This is a genomic window from Candidatus Palauibacter sp. (assembly GCF_965237495.1).
Classification (GTDB): Bacteria; Gemmatimonadota; Gemmatimonadetes; order Palauibacterales; family Palauibacteraceae; genus Palauibacter.
Map to the genome: position 1 here is coordinate 1,686,850 of NZ_OZ250143.1, position 22,580 is coordinate 1,709,429.

Sequence of the window (22,580 nt, forward strand, 5' to 3'; positions counted from 1 at the left end):
GCTCACGGGGACGGCATCCTGAACGTCGTGTCCGTCGCGACCGTATCTCGCGGAGCGAAGGGCGACGGGGCTCCCCGCACCCCGGCCAGCCAGCTGAGGAGCGCGCCCCGATCCGCTTCGACGGGGACGCCGCCGACGAGCATGCGCACCTCCGTGGCGCGCCGCACCGAGGAGCGCCCGGCGTCGGGCCGCAGGCGCCCCGTCACGCCCTCGACCTCCGGTTCCGTCTCGAGGTATGCGGCGAGCGCGGCCGGAATCGGAAGTCGTCCTCCCTCGAGGGCCGCCAGCGCGAGCGTTGCAGCATCGTGGGCCAAAGCCGGCATCATATTATCGCGCAATGATTTGCGATATTTCATCTCATAATCTGCGACAAATTGCTGCCACGCGGTTCCGGCGCTCACTCGATCCGTCGTGAGCCCCACGACCCGGTGATCCGTCGCGAACTCCTCGAGGCGGCGCAGGGCGGCGGGTTCGGCCCAGGCGGCGCTTCCCACGATGATCGCGTTGTAGAGTCCGTAGTAGAAGAGCTGAGGCGCGACGGACAGTACGCCGGACGCCGACGCCGATGGTGCGAAGACCACATCGGGCTCCAAAGCCGCGAGGGCCTCGATGGGCTCCCGGAAGGTCGTGAGCGAGGGATCGTATCGCTGGCGCGCCAGCAGTTCCCCGCCTCCCTCCAGAATCGCGCGGGTGAACGTCCCCACGGCCCCCGCAAGCCCCACGCCGACCGGCTCCAGGACCGCGACGCGTCGGAGCCCCAACTCCTCGAGGATCCAGCGGGCGAGTTCCTCCGCCACGTCCGCCTCGAGGGTTGCGGCATCGGAGAGGGTGTAGGCGCCCGGACTCGGCCACAGCACCTCGGTCGCGGTGGGGCTGATGATGGGGAGCCGCGGGTTGCGCCGGGCCCGGGAAGCGGTCGCGAACGACTCCGAGCGGAGGGGGCCGATGATCGCGATCACGTCCCGGCTCTCCAGCGAACGGACGAGTCCGGCCGCGTTGTCCGGGTCCGAAGCGTCGTCGAGCAATACCAGCTCCACGTCGAATCCCGTCGGACGCGCGCGCCGGTAGCGGTCGACGGCGACCTCGATCCCTTCGCGCAGCAGCTCCCCCACGCCGGCGAGATCACCGGTGAGGGGCAGGATCGCTCCGATCCGGGCCGGGGCGCTGCCCAGATCCGTCTCGGCCGCCGCGACCAGCTCCGCCGCGGACCGTTCGGCCTCGGCGGGACTCCCATGGAGGACGCCGGCGGCAAGCCGTCGCGCCTCCTCCCCCTCCCCCGCGACGATGAGCAGCCGCGCGAGCTGGACGTGGACGACGGCGGCCGCTGCGGTCGTCGGCGGGTTCTCGCTCGCGAGGGCGCGGAGTTGCGCGACGTCGAGGGCCGAAGCCAACTGGCGGAACGCATCCGGGCCGACCGCCTGCAGCGTTCCGGGGTGGGCGAGCACGGCAGCGACGGCCTCCCCCTCCCTGCCCGTCTCGGACAGAGTACGGACGAGCCGTTCCACCGTCTCCTCAAGGAGGGGACCCTCGGGGACCCTGTCGAGAAGCCGCCCGTAGCGGTCCGCCGCGGCGCCGGGGAGTCGTTGCGCCTCCAGCGCCCGACCGGCCAGGACGAGGGCACGGTCGGCCAGCGCGCGCAACGTCTCGCGGCTCTCCCAGGCGGCGTTCAGCGAGTCGGCGCGGGCCCCGGCCGATGCGAAGTCCCCCCGCTCATAGTCCGCTTCGGACAGCCGCAGCGCGGCCGCCGCCACCTCGAGGTCGATCGCGCTCACCCCCGCGTCGTCGGTGATGGGACCGTCGCTGCGGAACAGACAGCCCGCCGCGACGAACAGCGTGGCCAGGCAGCCGAGGGTGGCGCGCCTCCTCGCTGCGAACCGCCTCGCGTCGAAGCGGCTAGGCCTCCGCCTCATCATCGGCACCGGACGCCTTCCCGCCCGCGGCCCGATTCGACGAGCCGGCCTGCGCCCCCGCCATGTTCTCGTACTCCACCTCTGCGGCATCGTAGGGAACATCCGGGGCGTCCACGACGGCGAGGACGATCCGACGGTTGATGGGGTCCGTCTCGAGAACCCGCAGGTCGAGCTTCTGCCCCTCCTCGAAGTGTTCGGCCGGTTCGGCCAACTGCTCTTCGACGCCAAGCTGCGAAATCGGCACAAACCCCTCGATATCGCTTCCGAGGTCGACCACGACGCCCTTCTCGAGCAGCCGGCTGATCGAGCCCGGGACCTCTCGCCCCGGCTGGTAGGACTGGGCGAGCTGATACCAGGGATCCTCCTGCACCTGCTTGAGTCCGAGGGAGATCCGTTTCTGGTCGGGATCGATCGAGAGGACCACGACCTCGACCTCGTCGCTCTTCCGGAATACCTCGGCCGGGTGTTGTACGCGGCGTGTCCAGCTCATGTCCGAGATGTGCACGAGGCCGTCGATCCCGGCTTCCACCTCGACGAAGGCGCCGAACGACGTGAGGTTCCGGACCAGACCCCGAATCTTCGTCCCCGGGGGATACCGCGCCGGAAGCGCGAGCCACGGGTCCTCCTCGACCTGCTTCATGCCGAGCGAGATCTTCTGCGCGTCCTCGTCGACCCGCAGCACCACGCATTCAACCTTGTCGTTGATGCCCACGAGTTGCGAGGGATGGCGGACGTTGCGCGTCCAGGACATCTCCGAGATGTGCACGAGCCCCTCGATCCCGCGCTCGAGTTCGATGAAGGCGCCGTAGTTGGTGATCGACACCACCCGCCCGAGCACGCGCGTCCCGACCGGGTATTTGTCGGCCACGTTCTTCCAGGGGTATTCCTGAAGCTGCTTGAGACCGAGCGAGATTCGTTCGCGGTCCCAGTCGATGTCGAGGATCTTGATCTCGACCGTCTGTCCGATGTCGCAGACTTCCGACGGATGTCCGATCCGGCCCCACGACATGTCGGTGATATGGAGGAGCCCGTCCATCCCGCCGAGATCGATGAAGGCGCCGAAGTCCGTGATGTTCTTGACCACCCCGGCCCGGACGTCGCCGACCGAGAGTTCCTCCTTCAACTGATCGCGCTTTCCGGCCCGCTCTTCCTCGAGGAGCACTCGCCGGCTGACCACGATGTTCCGGCGGCGCTTGTTGAGCTTGAGGATCTTGAACTCGTATTCGTCGCCGATGAGGTCGTCGACGTTCGGTACCCGACGGAGCGCGATCTGGGATCCGGGCAGGAACGCGTCCACGCCCATGAGGTCGACGGTCACGCCACCCTTGATCTTGCGCTTGATGCGCCCATTGACCGGACGATCGTTGTCGAAGGCGTCCTTGATCTTCTCCCAGACGCGAAGGAAATCCGCCTTCTTCTTGGACAGCACGACGACGCCCTCGTCGTCTTCGAGGCTCTCCAGGAAGACATCCACCGAATCGCCCGGCTGCACCGAGTCCGGGTCCTGGAACTCGTCCAGCGGCACGGCCCCCTCGGACTTGAACCCGACATCGAGGATGATGTCGGTCTCCGTCCGGCCGATGACCTGGGCGGAGACGATCTCTCCCTCCGCGATCTGGCTGAGGGTGTCTTCGTAGAGCGCGAGGAGTTCCCGGTACTCCGCCTCATCGTGCTGGGAATCGTCGCGCGGGTCGGCATCGAGATCGAGATCGATGGGGCTGGGCTCGAAAGCTTCCGGCACTGGGACGAGTACCGGTTCATCCTCCCGGGAGGGATCGCCGTTCTCGTCGGCGTCGACCGTGCTCTCGGGGATGTCGTTCTGCGGGGTCGTGTCGTCGGGCATCGAAAGTCATCGTCCCGGGCGGGCCGGATTCCGGTCCCACCGGGCCTCTGTGGCAAAAAAAGATCGACCCTGACCGAGCATCGCACCCCTCCGCCCAGCCGCCGGCCGATCCCTTTATCTCGGGTTTCTACAGGATCGTCGCGGGGCACCACGTTCCCCCGCCACAATCCGTGGACAGTGCGCGAAGCTAGAGCGGACGCGGGGTTCCGTCAACATAACAAAAGGCCGTTCCGGCGACGTATGGTCAGGGTCGGGCGAGACGGCGTTCGACGGCAAGTCGTACGATGGAATCCACGACCTCGCCCGGATCCCTCCCCGTCGTGTCGATCACGACCGCCTCCTCCGCGCGTTTCAGCGGCGACAGCGAGCGGGAGCTGTCCAGCCGGTCGCGCGCCTCAAGGGCTGCGGCCTCTCGCTCGATGTTCTCTTCGGTGAGGGACGCACCCCGCTCCAGCAGGCGTCGGCGGGCCCTCTCGCGGGACTCCGCCACGAGAAAGACCTTGAGGCCGGCGTCCGGAAACACGGTCGTCCCGATGTCTCTGCCGTCGCATACGATCTCGTGCCTTCGGCCGGCCCGGCGCAGGCGGTCCAGCACGACCGCGCGCACCGCGGGAAGCGCAGAGAGGGCGGACACCCGCGCGGTCACCTCGGGCGAGTGGAGCGCCCGGTCGGCGATGACCTCCCCGACGCCGACGGCGAGCCCGTCGGGCGCGGGGACGAACTCGAGCGCCAGCGCGTGCACGGAGTCCTCGACCGCCTTCGCGTCGTCGTCGATCCCCTCCCGGATGGCCCACCAGGTGATCGCCCGGTAGAGCAACCCGGAGTTCACGTGTACGAACCCGAGCCGGTCTGCGACGCGGCGGGCCGTGGTGCTCTTGCCGGAGGCCGCCGGGCCGTCCACCGCGATCACCCGCCCGCCCGCCCGCGCGGCCGGGCGGGCGGCCGTGCCCTCCGTGAAGGGTGCCAGGGCTTCCCGGAAGCCGGGAAACGACACGCCGGCGCAGGCGCGATCGTCGATCGCCAGGTCGGCGTCCCCGGCCGCCTCGAGCACCCCGAACGCCATCGCGATCCGGTGATCTCCCCGGCTCTCGACGGCACCCCGGAGCCGTCCCGTGCGGCCCTCGATCGTCAGACCATCGGTGCGTTCTTCGACCCGCACGCCGAGCGATTCGAGGGCCCGCGCCAGCCCGGTCAGCCGATCGCTCTCCTTCACGCGCAACTCCGCCGCGTCGCGGATCTCGGACCGGCCGCGCGCCCGGGCGGCGAGGACGGCCAGCAGCGGGATCTCGTCGATGAGTCCCGGGACCGCCGCACCTCCGATCGAAAACGCGCGCAGCCCATCGGGAGGCCGGACGGTCCACGTCTCCCGGGGTTCACCGGCCTGATCGGGCAAGGGGTCGCGGCGGACGGCCGCCCCCATCGCTTCGAGGACGGCGAGGAAGCCGGTGCGCCCCCGGTTGGCCGCCACGTCCTCGACCCGGACGGCCCGTCCGCTGAGCAGCGCCGCGCCGATGAGGAAGGCGGCGGAGGAGGGATCGCCGGGGACCGTCATGTGCAGGCCATCCAGCCCCCCATCCCACCCGGTCGGGTCGAAGGCCGCCTCGCCCGCCCCGGCCCGGGAGGGGTCGAACACGACCGGCGCCCCCATCGCGGCGAGCATGCGTTCGGTATGGTCGCGGGAAAGCGCGGGCTCGCTCACGGAGACACGAACCCGGGCCAGGACGCCCGCGAGCAGCACGGCGGACTTGACCTGCGCGCTCGCGACCCTGGCCCGGTGGCGAAGCGGTCTCAGCTGGCCCGTGGCCCGCGCCCGAACCCGGATCGGGAGTCGCCCCGGCTCGCCTTCGTATTCGATCCGGGCGCCCATGGCCTGGAGAGGATAGACGATGCGCCGCATGGGCCGGCTCCGCAGCGACGGGTCCCCGTCGAGGACGGCGGCGACGCCGGCGCCGGACAGGATTCCCGTGAGCAACCGCGCGGTCGTACCACTGTTCCCGCAGTCGAGCCGCGGCGGAGCCCCCCCGGCGAGGCCGCCGCCGGGGCAACGGATCGTGAGACCGCCCTCGTCCTCCTCGCACTCGATGGCGGCTCCGAGCCGCTGCATGGCGCGCACACTCGAGCGCACGTCGGCTCCGGTGGAAAGTCCTCGGACCACCGAGTCCGAGGCGGCGAGCGGGGCGAGGAGCGCGGCCCGGTGCGAAATCGACTTGTCGCCCGGCACGCGTACGCGGATCAAGGCGTCGCACCTCCCGAATCCGCGTCATCGAAGGGCACCTCGACGGACCAGCCGTCCCGCGCCAGCTCGGTGCGAGGGAAGATGGCCCGCGCCTCTTCGAGAAGTCGGGCCGGCCGCTCCGCGTACCGCGCACTGATATGGGTGAGGACGAGCCGCTTGACCCCCGCCTCCGCCGCGATGCGGGCCGCCGCCCCCGCCGTGGAATGGCCCGTCTCCCGGGCGCGGCGGGCTTCTTCCGCCGAGAACGTGGCCTCGTGGACCAGGAGGTCCGCTCCCCCGGCGATCTCGACCGTTTGCGGTGAGGGCCGGGTGTCTCCGGTATAGACCAGTTTCCGTCCCGGCCTCGGAGGCCCCACGAGATCCGTCGGGTCAACCCGTCTTCCGTCCTCGAGCTCCACGCTCTCGCCGCCATGGAGCCGGCCGAAGAGCGGGCCCTCCGGCACGCCCAGCGCGCGCGCGGCCCCGACATCGAACCTTCCCGGACGCGGGTCTTCGAGGAGCGCGTAGCCGAGGGAGGCGCGCGTATGGTCGGTTGCGAAGGCTTCCAGACGGTATCCGTCCCCCTCGACCGCCTGACCCGCGCGGATCTCGCGGACCGGGGCTTCGAACGCCAGCCGGTCGCCCCCGAGGTCCCGCAGCGTCCGCAGCGCACCCCCGGCACCCCGCGGCGCCCAGATCCGGAGCGGCTCCTCGCGCCCCTGAAGGCTCATGGTCCGGAGCAGGCCCGCCAGTCCCAGATAGTGATCCGAGTGCAGGTGCGTAATGAGGATGTCCCCCACGGAGAAACCGACCCCGTAGCGCATCATCTGGCGCTGCGTCCCCTCGCCGCAATCGAGAAGGAACCTGCGTCCCGCCCGCTTCAGCGCGAGCGCGGGGACGTTCCTCGACACCGTCGGCCGGGAGGAAGCCGTTCCGAGAAACGTCAGTCGGAGGATGGCGCGACTCCTTCGGACCCGCCGACGCAAGCGGCCAGGGCGGCATCCGGCGTATCCGCGAGGGCCACGCCGTTCCACTCGACGACCGGGTGCTCCGCGGAGACGCATCGCAGCCGGATGCCGACGGCTCCCGCCGCGGTCCCGCCCTCGGCCCACACGGGCCCCGTGCCCTGTGCCAGCCACACGGCGCCCCCGTCGTCGACCAGCCGCCGCTCGGTGGTCGTGAGACCGCGGCCCGCTTCCCACAGCCAGCGGAAGGCCTCGTCGTCCAGCCGCCCGACCTCGACCTCCTCCGCGAGCGCCGCTCGTCGGTCTCCCGCGCCCAGATCGTCGCGGACGAAGTAGCCCAGGCCGAGGCCCGAAGCCGTCCGTCCGGCGTCGAAGAGCGTCCACGGGGTACCGTCGATGAGACCCTTTCGCCGCGGCCGGCGCGCTCCGCCGCTCATGCCGGCGCCTGCCCGTACACGCCGAACCCCGCGGTGCCTCCGGGCGAGGGCCGTATCTCGCGGCTCGCCAGCGCCGCCTTCGCGGCCTCCTCGATCTCCATTTCGACCTCCCGCTCCACCGTTTCGAGGCGGGCGAGGTTCCGGGTCCGGAGCCCCCCGTCGCCCGGCGCCCCGAGGTGCATGCCCGCCAGGTACTCCTCGTACATCCCGATCGGGTCCCGTCGTCCCCAGTACTCGAACAGCCGGGGCGCGAAGGTGGCCCGGGCCTCGCGCACGTCGTGCGTCGCGTGGCCTCCCATGCGGAAGGTGCGCGCTTCGATCAACTGCGGCCCTCCGCCCGCCCGGCAGCTTTCCGCCGCGAGCCGCGTCGCCGCGTAGACATCGAGGACGTGATTGCCGTCCGCGGTCCGGGAAGGGATTCCGTACGCCGCCCCCAAATCCGAGAAATCCGGTTGCACGTGGTGCTGGTCCAGCCGCGTCCCCAGCGCCACCTGGTTGTTCTGGATGATGAACACGATCGGCAGCGCGAGCGAGGCCGCGAAGGCGAACGCCTCGTGCGCCTCGCCGTGCTTCGTCGCCCCGTCGCCCACCCATGTGAGCGCCACGCGGCGTTCGCCGCGGATCCGGAAGGCGAGGGCGAAACCGTTCATCACCGTCGACAGCGTCGCGACCATGCTGATCGGCGGGCAGACTCCGTGCCGGAGATCCCCCAGGTGAAGGTCCCGTCCGCCGGTGGGGGAATCCGGCGTCGCCAGGTAGGTCCGGAAGAGTTCCACGAGGGGTACGCCCATCTCGTGGTTGGCTCCCTGGTTGCGGATCATGGGCCCGACGATGTCCCCCTCCGCCCCGCGCCGGTCGAGCGCGTGCACGGCCCCCACCGTCACGGCTTCCTCTCCCGTGGCGAGCCACGCCTTCGAGATCACCCCCTGTTTCACCCAGCGCGCCAGCGCGATGTCGCCGAGGCGGAAGCGGAGCAGACCCCGGTACAGCGCCAGGTGGGCCTCGGGGGTCAGCCCGGCGATCTCGCGCTGGCGGTCGGGATGCGCCTCCACGCGCGCCCGGTACTCCTCGAGGAGCCCGCGGTCCGGCCGCCAGGATACGTATTCGGGGGGATCGTAGGCCGCGTATCGACGCATCGCTCAGGTTCTCATCGTGCGGGATGAAGCGGAAGAGGACCCGCACAGGTCCCGCTATGCTCCCTCGTCGCGCCCTGTCATGCAAGCGCCGGCCCGTTCACGCCGCAACGCGGGGTCTCGCCACGGACGGCCCGGCCTTCGCCTCGGGGCGCGCGAACCGATAACGTTCGGGAGATCGGGGATAAGACGGGAGGGACCGCTTGAAGCCGTGCCGCCGCTGCAGACACCGTGTGCCGGACGCCACCAGGGCGTGTCCGCACTGCCGCGCCCGCCAACCTCGTGGGGACCGGCTTCCGCAGACCGTCCTCGGCCTCGCGGCCGTGGCGGCCGCCACCCTGGCGGCGATCGGGTCGTGCCCCGGTCTCAAGGCCCAGGGCGTGACGGCGCCGCGCCAGGAGCTTCCGACGATCGCGCGCCTGCGCTACGACGGCGGGGGCGACTGGTACGCGAATCCCTCCAGCCTCGACAACCTGCTCGAGCAGATCGAACTGCGGACCGGGATCGACGTGGCCGACCGACCCTCCGAGGTGGGTGCCGCCGATCCCGATCTCGCGGACCACCCGTATCTGTACGCGACCGGGCACGGGAACATGTCGTTCACCTCCCTCGAGATCGAACGGCTGCGCGCCTACCTCTACGGGGGCGGTTTCCTGCACGTGGACGACAACTACGGGCTCGACGAGTCCTTCCGCCGGGAGGTCGCCCGCCTCTTCCCCGACATCCCCCTCGCCGAAGTGCCGCTGGAGCATGCGATCTACCGGCTCTTCTACGATTTTTCCGAAGGTCTGCCGAAGATCCACGAACACGACGGCAACCCCGCCCAGGGGTTCGGAATCTTCATCGATGGTCGACTCGCCGTCTTCTACAGCTTCGAGTCCGATCTGGGAGACGGATGGGAGGACGAGGGGGTCCACGGCGACGCGCCGGAGATCCGCGAGCAGGCCCTCCGGATGGGCGTGAACCTCTTCCTCTACGCGCTCTCCGCGACCCCTTCCCGCTGAGCCGCGCCGACCTGGCGTGCGGCTGCGCCTACCCCCCGAACTTCCCGAAGATGGCCAGCAGCCCGACCACGATGGCCGTGGCGATGAACAGCCCCCAGGCGAACACGCCGGTGAGAAGCGGCCCGTCCGATCGCAGGTGCATGAAGAACATCGCGACGAGCACGAACTTGGCCACCATCATCGCGAGCAGGATCGGCAGGATCACGGGCGCGAGCGCCTCGATGTAGAACACCATCACCTCGAGCGCCGTCAACGCGCCGAGGATCACCGCGACGGAGATGTAGAGTCGCGTGCCCGGATGGGATGCGCCGGATGGGTCGCTCACGGGTGCCTCACAGCAGCAGGTAGATGAGCGTGAAGAGGACGATCCACACCGCGTCCACGAAGTGCCAGTAGAGTCCCGCGATCTCCACCGTCTCGGCGTTGCGCGCGTCCAGCTTCCCGGCCGCTGTACGCAGGCAGAGGGTGCCCAGCCAGATCACGCCGCCGGCCACGTGCGCGCCGTGCGTCCCGGTGAGCACGAAGAAGGTCGAAGAGAAGAGGTTCCGTGACAACGGCAGCCCCTCGTGCACGAAGTGATTGAACTCGTAGTACTGGCCCCCGAGAAAGATGAGCCCGAAGAGCACCGTGAGCCCGAGCCACAGCTTCGTCGCCCGCAGGTCGTTCCGCTGCACGGCCGCCAGCGCGAGCACCATCATGAGGCTGCTCATGAGGAGGACGAACGTCGTGACCGTGATGAACGGGATGTTGAGCAGGTCCTCCGGGTAGGGCGGCACGACGTTGCGGCCCCGGTAGATCATGTAGGTCGCGATCAGCGTCCCGAAGAGCATGCACTCGGACGCGATGAACGTCCACATGGCCAGCTTTCGATTCGGGATCCCCGTCGCCGTCGGCCCCTCCATCAGTGCGCCCCCTCCCCGAACGGAGGCTCGAAGGCCCAGCCGAACAGCCCGCCCAGCGCCACCAGGAGCCCGAACAGGGTGAGGCCGAGCGAACCGAGCCCGCCGATCGCCATGAGGAGCAGCCCCACCGCGAGGACGAGCGGCCAGTACGAGGGCTCCGGCATGTGCACCGGCTCGGGCGGTTCGTCCGGCTGCCGGCGGGGCACGACGCCGCCGGCCTCCCCCTCCTCTCCGCGTCGCAGATCCCGTTCGACGTACGGATGCCACAGCGGATCGCGCCGGTCGACGTTCGGGAGCACCGCGAAGTTGTAGTGCGGAGGCGGCGAAGGGGTCGTCCACTCCAGCGTCGACGCATCCCACGGGTTGTGTCCCGCCGCCTCTCCGCGCCGCCACGCGCGCCACAGGTTCCACACCAGGGGCACGAAGGAGAGCGTGAAGATGAACGCGCCAATGGTCGAAATCAGGTTGAACGTGTCCAGCCCCAGCCCTTCGGCGTAGGTGTAGGTGCGCCTCGGCATGCCCAGGAGCCCGGCGAAATGCATCGGGAAGAAGGTCACGTTGAGCGCCAGGAAGGTGAGCCAGAAATGGGCCTTCCCCAGCCCCTCGTGCAGCATCCGCCCCGTCGCCTTCGGGAACCAGTGGTAGAGGCCGGAGAAGAACCCGAACACCGTCCCGCCGATCAGCACGTAGTGGAAGTGCGCGACCACGAAGTAGGTGTCCGTCTGCTGCAGGTCCGTGGGGGGCGAACTGTGCATGACCCCGCTGAGCCCGCCGATGATGAACGTCCCCACCAGACCCACCGCGAACAGCATCGCCGTCCGGAAGCGTAACTGGCCGCCCCACATCGTCGCGATCCAGTTGAAGATCTTGATCCCGGTCGGGATCGCGATGAGCATCGTCGTCCCGCCGAACACCGCGTTCACGACGGGGCCCAGCCCGACGGAGAACATGTGGTGGACCCAGACCCCGAAACCGAGGAACGCGATGAGGATCCCCGAGAAGACGACCATCGGATACCCGAACAGGCTCTTCCTCGAGAAGGTCGGGATCACGTCCGATACGACGCCGAAGGCGGGCAGGACGAGGATGTAGACCTCGGGGTGCCCGAAGACCCAGAACAGGTGCTGCCAGAGGACGGGGTCCGCGCCGGCCGCGGCGTCGAAGAAGTGCGTTCCGAAGCGGCGGTCGAAGAGCATGAAGATCAGTCCGACCGTGAACGGCGGGAAGGCGAGCAGGATGAGCGCGGCCACGATGAGCGCCATCCAGGAGAAGAGGGGCATGCGCATGAACGTCATCCCCGGCGCCCGCATGTTGAGGATCGTGACCAGGAAGTTCACCCCGCCCGCGATCGAGCCCACCCCCGAGATGAGAAGCGCGAGGAGATAGAAGTCCATGCCGAGACTCGGGGAGTACTCGGCGTTGGTCAGCGGCATGTAGGCGAACCAGCCGCCGTCCGGCATCGACCGCAGCGGCACGCTGGCGTACAGGAAGAGGCCGCCGAAGAGGAAGACCCAGAAGGAGAAGGCGTTCAGCCGAGGGAACGCGACATCGCGCGCGCCGATCTGCAGCGGCACGACGAAGTTCAGAAACGCCGCCACGAGCCCCATGCCGGCGAAGAACACCATCGTCGTGCCGTGCATCGTGAACAGCTGGTTGTACAGATCCGGATCCAGAAAATCGCGCCCGGGCGCCGCGAGCTGAAGCCGCAGCATCTGCCCCTCGAAGCCGGCGACGAGGAGGAACAGGAAGGCCGTCACGAAATACATGACGGCGATCCGCTTGTGGTCGACCGTGCTCAACCAGCCGAGGATCCGAGCGCCCGCGCCCGCGTTCGTCGTCGTCATGCCGTCAGCGGAGCGCGCCGAGGTAGGCGACGAGCTGCCGGATCTGGGCAGGGTTCAACACCACCTCGGGCATGAAGTTTCCGGGCTTGACGTGCTGGGGCGAGTCGAGCCACCGCGTCAGGTTGGCCGGCGTGTTATCGAGTACGCCGGAGGCGATCGTGAGCCGGCTCCCGAAGTGGGTGAGATCGGGACCGAACCGATGCGCCGTGGACGTTCCCCGCACGGTGTGACAGCCCACGCAGGCGTTCGACATGAACACCCCCTGCCCCGCCCGCGCCTCCGCGTCGGCGGGCGTAACCGCGCCAGCGGCGTTCGCCCGCGCCCAGCGCTCGAACTCCTCGGGCTCCTCCACGATCACCCGCATCCCCATGAGCGCGTGGGCGGTTCCGCAGAACTCGGCGCACTGTCCGTGGAACACGCCCACGGAGTCCGGGCGGAACCAGAGCTGGTTCTCCCTCCCCGGCATGAGGTCGCGCTTCCCGGCGAGCCGCGGCACCCAGAACGAGTGCATCACGTCGGCCGTCCTCAACCGCAGATCGACCGTGCGCCCCACCGGAACGTGCGCTTCATTGGCCGTCACGATTCCGAGTTCCGGGTAACGGAATTCCCACCACCACTGGCGCCCGATCGCCTCCACGACGAGCGCGTCGGGGTCGTCGGTGGACCGGTCGACGAGGAAGATCGTCCTCATGGTGGGGATCGCGATGGCCACGAGGATGAGCGCCGGCGCGAGCGTCCACGCCACCTCCAGCAGGATGCTCCCGTGCATCTCCTTCGGCCGCGGGCCGCCGGGCCGTTGCCGGAAGCGGACCAGCGTGTAGACGAGGATGCCTTCCACAACGACGAAGACGCCCGCCGCCCACCAGAAGATCTGGTCGAACAGGCGATCGAGGAGTGTGGCGGCGTCCGAGTTGGGATGCAGGGCGGACTGCGGGTATTCCCCCCCACACCCCTGCACAGCCAGCATCCCGAGAACAAGCACGACCGCTGCAAACGCGGGTCGTCTCAAAGATCTATCTATATACGTTCGGGCAATGTCTTGATCGGGATCGGGCGCTGCGATCCTGCAACGCACGCGGGAGGGTAGCCGGGAGGCGGGGGCGGGTCAAGCATGACGCGGCGATGCCCCCTGCTGCGGGGCGGCGGGACCGCCCCGCAGCAGGGAACGGGCGCTGAAACGCCCCGCGGTCAGCGCGCGTGCGGGACATCTCCCACCGGCGTCACCCGACCGCCGTAGAGGTCGGCGACCCACTCGCCGTAACCGTTGAAGGGCAGCGTCGGGATCCGCGTCCCGGTGCCGACGATCTCCTCCTGCGCCTGCGACCAGCGCGGGTGCGGCACGCCGGGATCCACGTTCGAGTAGAAGCCGTACTCGGCAGGTGTGGAAGTATTCCAGAACGTGGGCGGCTGCTCGGCCGTGAAATCGATCCGGACGATGCTCTTCGGACTCTTGTACCCGTACTTCCAGGGCAGGTGAATCCGCACCGGCGCCCCGTTCTGCTTCTGGAGCGGGTGGCCGTACATCCCCGTCACCACGAAAGCGAGTTCGTTCATCGCCTCGTCCATGCGGAGAGCCTCATGGTACGGCCAGGGCCACCAGGTCATGGACTTCCGGCCGATCGCCTGCTCGGGCCGGTCGAAGGTGACGAACGCGACGTACCGTGCGTTGCCCCTCGGCTGCGCCCGTTCGACGAGCCGCGCCAGGGGGAAACCGATCCACGGGACGACGACGGACCACCGTTCCACGCAGCGGTGACGATAGATGCGCTCCTCAAGCGGGAAGGCGCGTTCCAGTTCGACCAGATCGTAGACCCCGGGATTGTCGACCAGGCCCGAAACCTCGATCTCCCACGGGCGGGCCTCGAAGGGGGCGACGTTGCGCCACACCCCGTCCTTGTCCGTGCCGAACTCGTAGAAGTTGTTGTACGTAGCCACGATCTCTTCGGGCGACACTTCCCCGTGACGCTCGCCAGGGGTGAATCGCGGATCCTTCATCGCCTCCGGATAGAGGTCGGCCGTCGGCGTGTCCGGGATGTTGTCGAGCGGACCGCGCTCCCGGGCTTCGGCCGCCCGGCCGGTCCCGCACGCCATGGAGGCGGCGGCGAGGACCGCCCCGCCGCCCATGCGAGCGACGAACTGCCTGCGGTCGAGGTAGATCGACTCGGGGGTCACGTCACGCTCCCTGAGCCGCCAGCCGGGGGGGATGTGGATGTTCGCCATGGAGCTTCTCCGTTTCCGTTCCGTGCCCGGATGGTCCCGGCCCGGGCGGCGGGCCTTCGAACCGCCCATCATTCCACTATAACCGATTTGGCGTCCGCGTGGTTCCCCTTCCCCCAGCCGGAGGGCGTCTCGTCCGTGAGACCGGCGGTCAATGGCGGAAGAGTCGTCGCCCGGTGAACACCATCGCCATGTCGTGCTCGTCGGCCGCCGCGATGACTTCCTCGTCGCGTCTCGACCCTCCGGGCTGGACGATCGCCGTCACCCCCGCCGCCGCCGCGGCATCGACGCCGTCGCGGAAGGGGAAAAACGCGTCCGAGGACAGTACCGCGCCCGCCACGTCCAGCCCCTGCGCCCGGGCTTTCCGGATCGAGAGTTCCACCGAGTCGACCCGGCTCATCTGCCCCGCGCCGATTCCGACCGACGCCCCGTCGCGGGCGAGGAGGATCGCGTTCGACTTCACGCTCTGGATGGCGGACCAGGCGAACGCGAGGTCGTCCCACTCCGCGTCCGTCGGCGCCCGCTCCGTGGGCACCCATGCCTCGCGGTCCACATCACGAGCCGGGCGCGGGGCCGTCTGGACCAGAACGCCCCCCCGCACGCCGCGGATCTCGACCCCGTCCCGGAGGTGGCCGGCCGCGTCGAGGGCCGCTCCCCCCTCCGGTTCGAGGATCCGGAGGCTCTGCTTCTCCCGCAGGACGCCAAGCGCGCCATCCGAGTATCCGGGCGCGACGACGCATTCCACGAAGTTCCGGGACAGGGCTTCGGCAAGCGTCCGGGTAACCGGCTCCGTGAACGCGAGGACCGATCCGAAGGCCGAGACGGGGTCGCACGCGAGCGCTTTCTCGTAGGCTTCGAGGGAGGTCGTCCCGATGGCCAGCCCGCACGGAGTCGAGTGCTTGAGGATCGCGCACGCGGGGCGCTCGCGGGCGACGAAGGGCGCGATCGCGGTGAGGGCGCCGTCGACATCGAGGATGTTGTTGAACGAAAGCGCCTTCCCGTGGAGCTGGCGGAGCGCCGGGATCCCGCGCGGCGGGCCTGATTCGTTCCGGAAGAACGCCGCACCCTGATCCGGGTTCTCCCCGTAGCGCAGCGTCTGCACGCGGACGAGCGACGCCACGGCTTCATCCGGGAATGCGAACGCCGAGCCGTCGGCGGACTCCGCACGCGACAGGTAGTCCGTGATCGCCGCGTCGTAGCTCGCGGTGTGGCGGAACACCGCCGCGGCGAGTTCGCGCCGCACGTCCGGCTCTCGGACGGAATCCCCCGCATCGAGCGCGGCGAGCACCCGCTCGTAATCCGCCGGATCGCACACCGGCCAGACCGAGGGGTGGTTCTTCGCCGCGGCCCGGAGGAGCGTAGGGCCGCCAATGTCGATCTGCTCCAGCGCCTCCCCGAGTTGCACGCCTTCGCGCGCGATCGTCTCCCGGAAGGGGTACAGGTTCACGACCACGAGGTCGATCGGCGCGATCCCGTGGGCCGTCAACTGGGCCACGTCCGCGGCCACGGGCCGGCGCGCGAGGATGCCGGCGTGCACCGTCGGGTGCAGCGTCTTCACGCGCCCCTCGAGCATTTCCGGGTGGCCGGTGAGTTCACTCACGCCGCGGACCTCGAGCCCCGCTTCGCGCAGGGTCTTCATCGTCCCGCCCGTCGACACGATGCCCCAGCCGCGCGCGATCAGCCCGGCACAGAACTCGGCGATGCCCGTCTTGTCCGAAACGCTCGCGAGCGCGATCGGCTTCCCCACTCAGCCCTCCCGGTTGAAGAACCTCTCCGACTCGAACCATTCCCGAGACCAGCGCACCCGGCCATCCGCGGCCAGGCGGACGGTCCCCGACGCCAGCGCCTCGACCGCCGCCGGGAGCAGCCGGTGCTCCACCTTCAGTACCCGGGCCGCGACGGACGCCGGAGTATCACCCTCCAGCACCGGTACGGGCCACTGGCAGAGGATCGGACCCCGGTCGTATGCCTCATCGACGAAGTGGACCGTCGCTCCGGTGACGCGGGCGCCGGCGTCCACGACGGCCTGGTGGACGCGGGCGCCGTACATGCCCCTGCCCCCGAAGGACGGCAGCAGCGCCGGATGGATGTTGAGGATCCGTCCCCAGTGGGCCCGCACGACCCCCTCCGGGACGAGCTTCATGTAGCCGGCAAGGACGACGATGTCGCTCCGCCAGCCGCCCAGCGTCCGGAGCAGGAACGTCGCGTCCGCTTCGTCGCTCCGCGCCGCCGGCACCACGGCCAACGCCAGCCCCGCGCGGCGCGCCCGCTCGAGCACTCCCGCGCCCGCCCGACTCGCGATGACGCCGACCACCTCGCGGTCGGGCGCCTCCGCCCGCTGGAAGCGGTCGACCAGCGCCTGGAAGTTGCTCCCGCCCCCGGACGCGAGGACCGCGATGCGGACGACGTCAGCCACCGTCTCCTCCCGCCGTGCGCACGAGCGCCCGCCGGAGGACATCGGCGGCCCGGGCCGCGTCTCCGCCCGGAAGGGTGCGCACGTCGACCATGAAGGCCGCGCGCTCGATGCGGCCGATGAGCGGGGGGTCGCCCGCCCGACACGCCGCGGCGAGCCGGTCGACGTCCACTCCGGTGACGATCCAGCCCGCCGACGGGATCGCGAAGCCGGGGAAGGCGCCGCCGCCGACCATGGCCTCGGTCCGGCCGACGTCCACCCGGGCGCCGCTGCCGGCCGGCACCTCGAACCGGACCGCCGCGGCCCGCGCCTCCACCGCCTCGACCGGTTCCCGAAGCATCCGGAGGGCCGGGATGCGCCGGGCCGCGAGATCCGGATCGCGGTAGAGCATGAGCGTGGCCTCAAGCGCGGCCAGCGTCGTCTTGTCCACGCGAAAGGCCCTCAGCAGCGGGTTTCCGCGAAGCCGCGAGACCAGCAGCGGATCGCCCGCGATGATCCCGGCCTGCGGCCCGCCGAGCAGTTTGTCCCCGCTCCACGTCGCGAGATCGACGCCGGCCGCGAGAGATCCCCGCACGGTTGGGCCGGGCGGGAAACCGGGAAGCAGGTCGGCGTCGAGCAGCCCCGACCCGAGGTCGTGCGCGAGCGGGATCCCGCGATCCCTCGCGAGGGCGGCGAGCGTCTCGAGAGGAGGCCGGGCGGCAAACCCCTCCACCCGGTAGTTCGAGGGGTGGACCCGGAGGATGAGGCCGGTGTCTTCGCCGATCGCCGCCTCGTAGTCGGCCACGCGCGTTCGGTTCGTCGTGCCGACTTCCCGCAGCCGCCCGCCGCTTCGGGCCACGACATCGGGGATCCGGAAGGACCCCCCGATCTCGACGAGTTCGCCCCGCGACACCAGCACATCGCGATCCCGCGCGATCTCATTCACGACGAGCGAGACGGCCGCCGCGTTGTTGTTCGCGACGATGGCCGCGCCCGCCCCCGTCAGTTCGCACAGCAGGTCGGCGCAGTGGTCGTAGCGCGAGCCGCGCCGCCCCGTCTCAAGCGCGAATTCGACGTTGCCGTAGCCCGCGGCCTCGGCCTGCGCGCGGCGGGCCTCCTCGGCGAGCGGGGCGCGGCCGAGGTTCGTGTGAAGGACGACGCCCGTCCCGTTCAGCGCCGATTGCAGTGAGGGTCGCGCTCGCGCCGCCAGATCACCCTCCGCCGCACCGAGGATCTCGGCCAGCCGGTCCCGCCCCCCCCCGGACGCCGAGCGTGCCCCGTCCAGCGCCTCTCGCAGTGCGTGCTTTGCGGTCTCGCGGCCATAGCGGTCGATCCAGGCCCCGACCTCGGGTCGCTTGAGGAGGGAGTCCATGGACGGGAGCCGGCGCCGCGGATCGCTCATGCGCGGCGTCTCCCGACCCGCCGGTCACGCGCCCCCTCCGGCACGTTCCCGTCCGGCGGGTTCCCTCTGGCGGTGTCCGGCGGAGCGCCCAGCGTGTCCGGTGGCGCCCCCAGCGTGTCCGGCGGCAGCCCCAGCGTGTCTCCCGCCGTGCGCTCCGCCTGCGTCTCCGTCGAGTCGGCGGGCGTCTCCGTCGAGTCGGCGGGCGGCGGGAGCGGCTCGGCCACGAAGGAGGTGTCCCCGCCCCCCACGAGCTGGCGCACGTTCACCACGCCCGACACCGAAACCAGGTATGTGGCGGAATCGAGCGCCTCCGCCAACCTCACGGTGATGAAGCGAGATGGGAGGATTGGCTCTTCTTCCGTCGAGTCGGCCAGGGCCGCCGCGGAATCCTCCGCGGGCGGCTCGACCGCGGTGGAGTCTCGGACCGCAGCCGAGTCCACCACCGCAGCCGAGTCCTGGACCGTCGCGGAGTCCTGGACCGTCGCGGAGTCCTGGACCGTCGCGGAATCCGCCTCGACCGCGGCCAAGTCCAGGGCGGTGCTGTCCGAAGGGAAGGCGACCGCGTCGGCCGAGCCGACCAGGACATCCACGATTTCGAGATCCACGCCCGCGGCCGAGTCGCGGATCGCGATCACGGGCTCCCCCGGCTGGGGGTTGAGGAGGTAATCGTCGAACTCGAGCTGAACGATCTCGCTGCCGGCGACCACGGCGCGCGCGAGGAGCGGCGGCGTGGTGTCCGGCGGCAGGACGACGAAGTGGAGTTCCCGCACCGAATCCGGGCTCGCCGTCACCAGAGCGCTGTCGTGATTCTCGATTTCACGATCCGGGACGAGATTCCGGTTCCGGTCGATGAACCCGAACGCCTCGTACTCTCCCGGCGGCAACCCCTTCGCGACGAACTCTCCCACGCTGTCGGTGACGGCCCCGTACGGGATCGAGTCCGGCTCCGCCCAGAATATCACGCGCCCCTCCTGTTGAGGCTGCCCCGTCAGCCCGTCGATGATCGAACCGCGGACGCGCGCCTCCGGGATCGCGGATCCGGTGGAGAAGCAGAACTCGGCCACGCCCTCCATCCGGTTGCGCAGCAGATCCGCGATTCCATCGGCCGGGATCGAATAGCAGTAGCTGACGCTGTCCCTCCAGCCGTCCTCGGGCCTGAGGCGAAGGTCGGAGAAACCGGTCTCCACCTCGTAGACCTCCATCGGCGAGACGAACATCTGCCGCGCGATGTCGTTCGGGATTCGGACGGGCTCATCGAAACGGAGCTCCAGTCGCCCATCGAAATCGACCACGACCGAGTCGGGCGCCGGGCGGATTCGCAGGATGACGGGGGGCACTTCATCGGGGTGCGTACCGGGCGGGGGCATCTCCCGCGCGCAACCGAGCAGGATCAGTCCCGCCAGGATCCCGGCCGGAGCCCGGCCGTCGAGCGCGAGAGTCACGCAGCCGCGCACCACCCGACCCCGGACCCCGCGAGGCGCCCTCCCCGCCGCCGGGCCCGCACCCGGACCCTCCACGGATCGCCTTCGTCGAGCGGGGGTCACACCGGCGACCCCAGCGATCGAAGCTTCTCTTCGAGTCGTCCGCGTTGTTCATTCAGCGAGACGAGTTTCTCCCGCTCCCGCACGATCACCTCCGGCGGCGCGTTGTCGAGGAAACCCCGGTTTTCGAGTTTTTTTCGGCTTCCCGCGAGGAGTTTGACCGCGCGCTCCATCTCCTTGCCGATACGCCGGCGTTCCGCCTCGACATCGATCACGCCCTCGAGAGGGATGAAGAGTTCCCCCCCCGCCGGGAGCACCGCATGCGCCCCCGCCCCCGTTTCGACCCCTCCCTCTCCGGTCGCGCCGCGACCGCGCTGAATGGAGGACAGACCGGCGAGGCGCGAGGCGCTCCCCTCCTCCTCGGCCAGCGCCCGTTCGAGCCCGGGCGACGGATCCGTCAGTCGGACGGGCACCCGCGCGCCCTGCGCGATGCCGTACTCCGCACGCAGCATCCGGATCGCGCCGATGAATTCCTGCAGCGCCTCGATGGCCGCGTCCGCCTCCGGGTCGCACCAGTCGTCGGGATAGTCCGGCCATGGTCCGGTCACGAGCGAACCCGCGGCCCCGGCGTCCGGGAGACGGTCGGCGATCGCCTCCGTCACGAAGGGTACGACGGGGTGCAGGAGCGACAGCCAGCCACGCATGACGAGCGTCAGCGTGCGCCCCGCCTCCCGGGCCGCCTCTCCTCCCTCGGCCAGTCGGCGCTTCGAGAGTTCCAGATACCAGTCGCAGAAGTCGCCCCATACGAACGCGTGGCCGGTCTCCGCGGCCTCGTGGAGCCGGAAGTTCTCGTACGAGGCGTCCATGTCCCGTGCGAGTCCGGCCAGCCGACTCCGGATCCAGCGGTCCGCCAGCGCGCCCGCGGGCGGGTCTTCCGGTGAGACATCGGCCCGGGTGTGCGACAACGCGAAGCGGGCCGCGTTCCACATCTTGTTCGCGAAGTTGCGTCCGGGGCGGAACGCCGCCTCGAGATTCTCGTAGTCCAGCTGGATGTCGGTGCCGAGCGGCGAACCTCGAACCAGGGTGAAGCGCATAGCATCCGCACCATATGCATCAACGACTTCCAGTGGATCGATGCCGTTACCCAACGACTTCGACATCCGGCGTCCGAGGTGGTCCCGTACCGTCCCGTTGAGGAGGACATCGGAGAAGGGCAGCCCGTCCATGAACTCGAACCCCGCCATGATCATGCGGGCGACCCAGAAGAAGAGGATCTCGGGCGCCGTGACGAGCGTCGCCGTCGGATAGAACGCCTCGAGATCGTCCGTTCCCTCCGGCCAGCCGAGCGTCGAGAAGGGCCACAGCCAGGAGCTGAACCAGGTGTCGAGCACGTCCTCGTCCTGCCGGAGTTCGCCTGCGCAGGCGGGGCAGGCGTCCGGGTCCTCCGTCGTGACGACCATCTCGCCGCAGCCGGGAGCCTCGCAGTACCACACGGGGATCCGGTGCCCCCACCACAGCTGCCGGCTGATGCACCAGTCGCGGATGTTCTCCATCCAGTTCTGGTACACCCGGCCGTAGCGCTCGGGGTGGAAGCGGAGTTCGCCGCTCCTGTACGCCGCGAGCCCCGGTTCCGCGAGGGGCTTCATGCGGACGAACCACTGCAGACTCAGGCGCGGCTCCACGACGGTGTCGCACCGGTAGCAGCGGCCGACGGAATGCGCGTGGTCCTCCACTCCGACGAGCCAGCCCCCCGCCTCGAGGTCCGCCACGACACGGTCGCGCGCCTCGAAGCGGTCGAGCCCCCTGTACGCCTCCGGCACGGCGTCGTTCATCGCGCCCCCATCGGTCATCACGTCGAGAGTTTCGAAGCCGTGACGTCGTCCGATCTCGAAATCGTTCGGGTCGTGTGCGGGTGTCACCTTCACTACGCCGGAGCCGAAGGCGGGGTCCACGTGCGGATCGGCCACGATCCGCAGGCGGCGCCCGACGAGCGGCAGTTCCGCCTCCTCTCCGACCAGATCGCGATACCGCTCGTCGTCCGGCGACACGGCGAGCCCCGTGTCGCCGAGCATCGTCTCCGGCCGCGTCGTCGCGACCTCCACGTGCCCGCCGGCGACCAGGGGGTACCTGATGCGGAAGAGCCTGCCGTCCAGGTCGCGGTGCTCCGCTTCCTCGTTGGAGAGCGCCGTGCGGCAGCGCGGGCACCAGTTGATGATGTAGCGGCCCCGGTAGATCAGATCCTTCTCGTACAGCCGCACGAAGACCTCGCGCACCGCGTTGGAGAGCCCTTCGTCGAGGGTGAACCGCGTCCGTTCCCAGTCGCACGAGCAGCCGATGGTGCGCAGCTGATCGATGATCCGTCCGCCGTACTCCTCCACCCATTCCCACACTCGGTCCACGAAGGCCTCGCGACCGAGATCGAAGCGGGTGAGCCCGCGCTGGCCCAGTTGGCGCTCGACCACGTTCTGGGTGGCGATCCCCGCGTGGTCCGTCCCGGGTACCCAGAGGACGTCGAACCCCTGCATCCTCCGCCGCCGGATGATCACGTCCTGCAGCGTGTTGTTGAGTCCGTGTCCCATGTGGAGCGCCGCCGTGACGTTGGGCGGCGGGATCACGATCACATAGGGCCGCTCGGCCTCCTCGGCCGGGACGTGGAAGAGGCCGTCCTCGACCCAGCGGTCGTACATCGGCCCCTCGAGCCCGGCAGGATCGTAGCGGGAAGAGAGTTCGGTGCGTATGGGCGAGTCACCCAAGGGGCGGCTCCTGACTGGGGTTGCGGATCGTCGAGAGAACGTCGGAACGGCGGGGGCTCAGTCTAACGGGGGTTGGCCGGGT

At 69.9% G+C, this 22,580-nt stretch carries 17 protein-coding genes; 1 reads left to right on the plus strand and 16 read right to left on the minus strand.

Translation table 11 applies throughout. The features are described 5' to 3' along the window. Positions 1 to 2: 2 nt before the first annotated feature. From ACPXY0_RS07400 to ACPXY0_RS07425, 6 genes are all read right to left on the minus strand, one after another. Positions 3 to 1,910 (minus strand): ABC transporter substrate-binding protein, encoded by a 1,908-nt coding sequence (locus tag ACPXY0_RS07400; RefSeq protein WP_423929867.1) that lies wholly within the window; start codon positions 1,908 to 1,910, stop codon positions 3 to 5. Beyond that, complete coding sequence (locus tag ACPXY0_RS07405; protein ID WP_423929869.1) at positions 1,894 to 3,753, minus strand: 30S ribosomal protein S1; 1,860 nt, start codon at positions 3,751 to 3,753, stop codon at positions 1,894 to 1,896. The genes ACPXY0_RS07400 and ACPXY0_RS07405 overlap by 17 nt, the downstream gene beginning before the upstream one ends. 244 nt (positions 3,754 to 3,997) lie before the next feature. Further along, positions 3,998 to 5,989, minus strand: a complete 1,992-nt coding sequence (gene aroA / locus ACPXY0_RS07410) for a 3-phosphoshikimate 1-carboxyvinyltransferase (protein WP_423929871.1) — start codon at positions 5,987 to 5,989, stop codon at positions 3,998 to 4,000. Next, entirely contained in the window at positions 5,986 to 6,924 is a 939-nt protein-coding gene (gene rnz / locus ACPXY0_RS07415; RefSeq protein WP_423930604.1) for a ribonuclease Z, read from the minus strand. Before rnz ends, aroA begins: the two co-directional genes overlap by 4 nt. After that, a complete protein-coding gene (locus ACPXY0_RS07420) occupies positions 6,912 to 7,370 on the minus strand; it encodes a hypothetical protein (protein WP_423929873.1) in 459 nt (152 codons plus the stop codon). Before ACPXY0_RS07420 ends, rnz begins: the two co-directional genes overlap by 13 nt. Then, complete coding sequence (locus ACPXY0_RS07425; protein WP_423929875.1) at positions 7,367 to 8,506, minus strand: thiamine pyrophosphate-dependent enzyme; 1,140 nt, start codon at positions 8,504 to 8,506, stop codon at positions 7,367 to 7,369. The genes ACPXY0_RS07420 and ACPXY0_RS07425 overlap by 4 nt, the downstream gene beginning before the upstream one ends. Positions 8,507 to 8,736: 230 nt before the next feature. Here ACPXY0_RS07425 and ACPXY0_RS07430 point away from each other — a divergent pair, with 230 nt between their 5' ends. Next, positions 8,737 to 9,507 (plus strand): DUF4159 domain-containing protein, encoded by a 771-nt coding sequence (locus ACPXY0_RS07430; protein ID WP_423929877.1) that lies wholly within the window; start codon positions 8,737 to 8,739, stop codon positions 9,505 to 9,507. 28 nt (positions 9,508 to 9,535) lie between these two features. On the opposite strand, the gene ACPXY0_RS07435 is transcribed toward ACPXY0_RS07430, so the two are convergent. From ACPXY0_RS07435 to ACPXY0_RS07480, 10 genes are all read right to left on the minus strand, one after another. Beyond that, entirely contained in the window at positions 9,536 to 9,832 is a 297-nt protein-coding gene (locus tag ACPXY0_RS07435) for a cytochrome C oxidase subunit IV family protein (protein ID WP_423929879.1), read from the minus strand. Between the two features lie 7 nt (positions 9,833 to 9,839). Further along, positions 9,840 to 10,409 carry a cytochrome c oxidase subunit 3 gene (locus ACPXY0_RS07440; RefSeq protein WP_423929881.1) on the minus strand — a complete coding sequence of 190 codons (570 nt, stop codon included), beginning with the start codon at positions 10,407 to 10,409 and terminating at the stop codon, positions 9,840 to 9,842. Next, on the minus strand, positions 10,409 to 12,253 hold the full coding sequence (gene ctaD, locus ACPXY0_RS07445; protein WP_423929883.1) for a cytochrome c oxidase subunit I: 1,845 nt from the start codon (positions 12,251 to 12,253) through the stop codon (positions 10,409 to 10,411). Before ctaD ends, ACPXY0_RS07440 begins: the two co-directional genes overlap by 1 nt. A gap of 4 nt (positions 12,254 to 12,257) precedes the next feature. Further along, positions 12,258 to 13,262 carry a cytochrome c oxidase subunit II gene (gene coxB / locus ACPXY0_RS07450; protein WP_423929885.1) on the minus strand — a complete coding sequence of 335 codons (1,005 nt, stop codon included), beginning with the start codon at positions 13,260 to 13,262 and terminating at the stop codon, positions 12,258 to 12,260. A gap of 179 nt (positions 13,263 to 13,441) precedes the next feature. Next, positions 13,442 to 14,473: a protein-methionine-sulfoxide reductase catalytic subunit MsrP gene (gene msrP, locus ACPXY0_RS07455; RefSeq protein ID WP_423929887.1), complete on the minus strand. Its 1,032-nt coding sequence runs from the start codon at positions 14,471 to 14,473 to the stop codon at positions 13,442 to 13,444. 148 nt (positions 14,474 to 14,621) lie between these two features. Continuing rightward, a complete protein-coding gene (purH, locus tag ACPXY0_RS07460; RefSeq protein WP_423929889.1) occupies positions 14,622 to 16,217 on the minus strand; it encodes a bifunctional phosphoribosylaminoimidazolecarboxamide formyltransferase/IMP cyclohydrolase in 1,596 nt (531 codons plus the stop codon). Continuing rightward, positions 16,218 to 16,886: a phosphoribosylglycinamide formyltransferase gene (purN, locus tag ACPXY0_RS07465; RefSeq protein WP_423929891.1), complete on the minus strand. Its 669-nt coding sequence runs from the start codon at positions 16,884 to 16,886 to the stop codon at positions 16,218 to 16,220. Then, on the minus strand, positions 16,879 to 18,264 hold the full coding sequence (gene selA, locus ACPXY0_RS07470; RefSeq protein ID WP_423929893.1) for an L-seryl-tRNA(Sec) selenium transferase: 1,386 nt from the start codon (positions 18,262 to 18,264) through the stop codon (positions 16,879 to 16,881). The genes purN and selA overlap by 8 nt, the downstream gene beginning before the upstream one ends. After that, entirely contained in the window at positions 18,261 to 19,706 is a 1,446-nt protein-coding gene (locus ACPXY0_RS07475; protein WP_423929895.1) for an Ig-like domain-containing protein, read from the minus strand. The genes selA and ACPXY0_RS07475 overlap by 4 nt, the downstream gene beginning before the upstream one ends. A 98-nt stretch (positions 19,707 to 19,804) precedes the next feature. Next, positions 19,805 to 22,498 carry a valine--tRNA ligase gene (locus tag ACPXY0_RS07480; protein WP_423929897.1) on the minus strand — a complete coding sequence of 898 codons (2,694 nt, stop codon included), beginning with the start codon at positions 22,496 to 22,498 and terminating at the stop codon, positions 19,805 to 19,807. Positions 22,499 to 22,580: the final 82 nt, after the last annotated feature.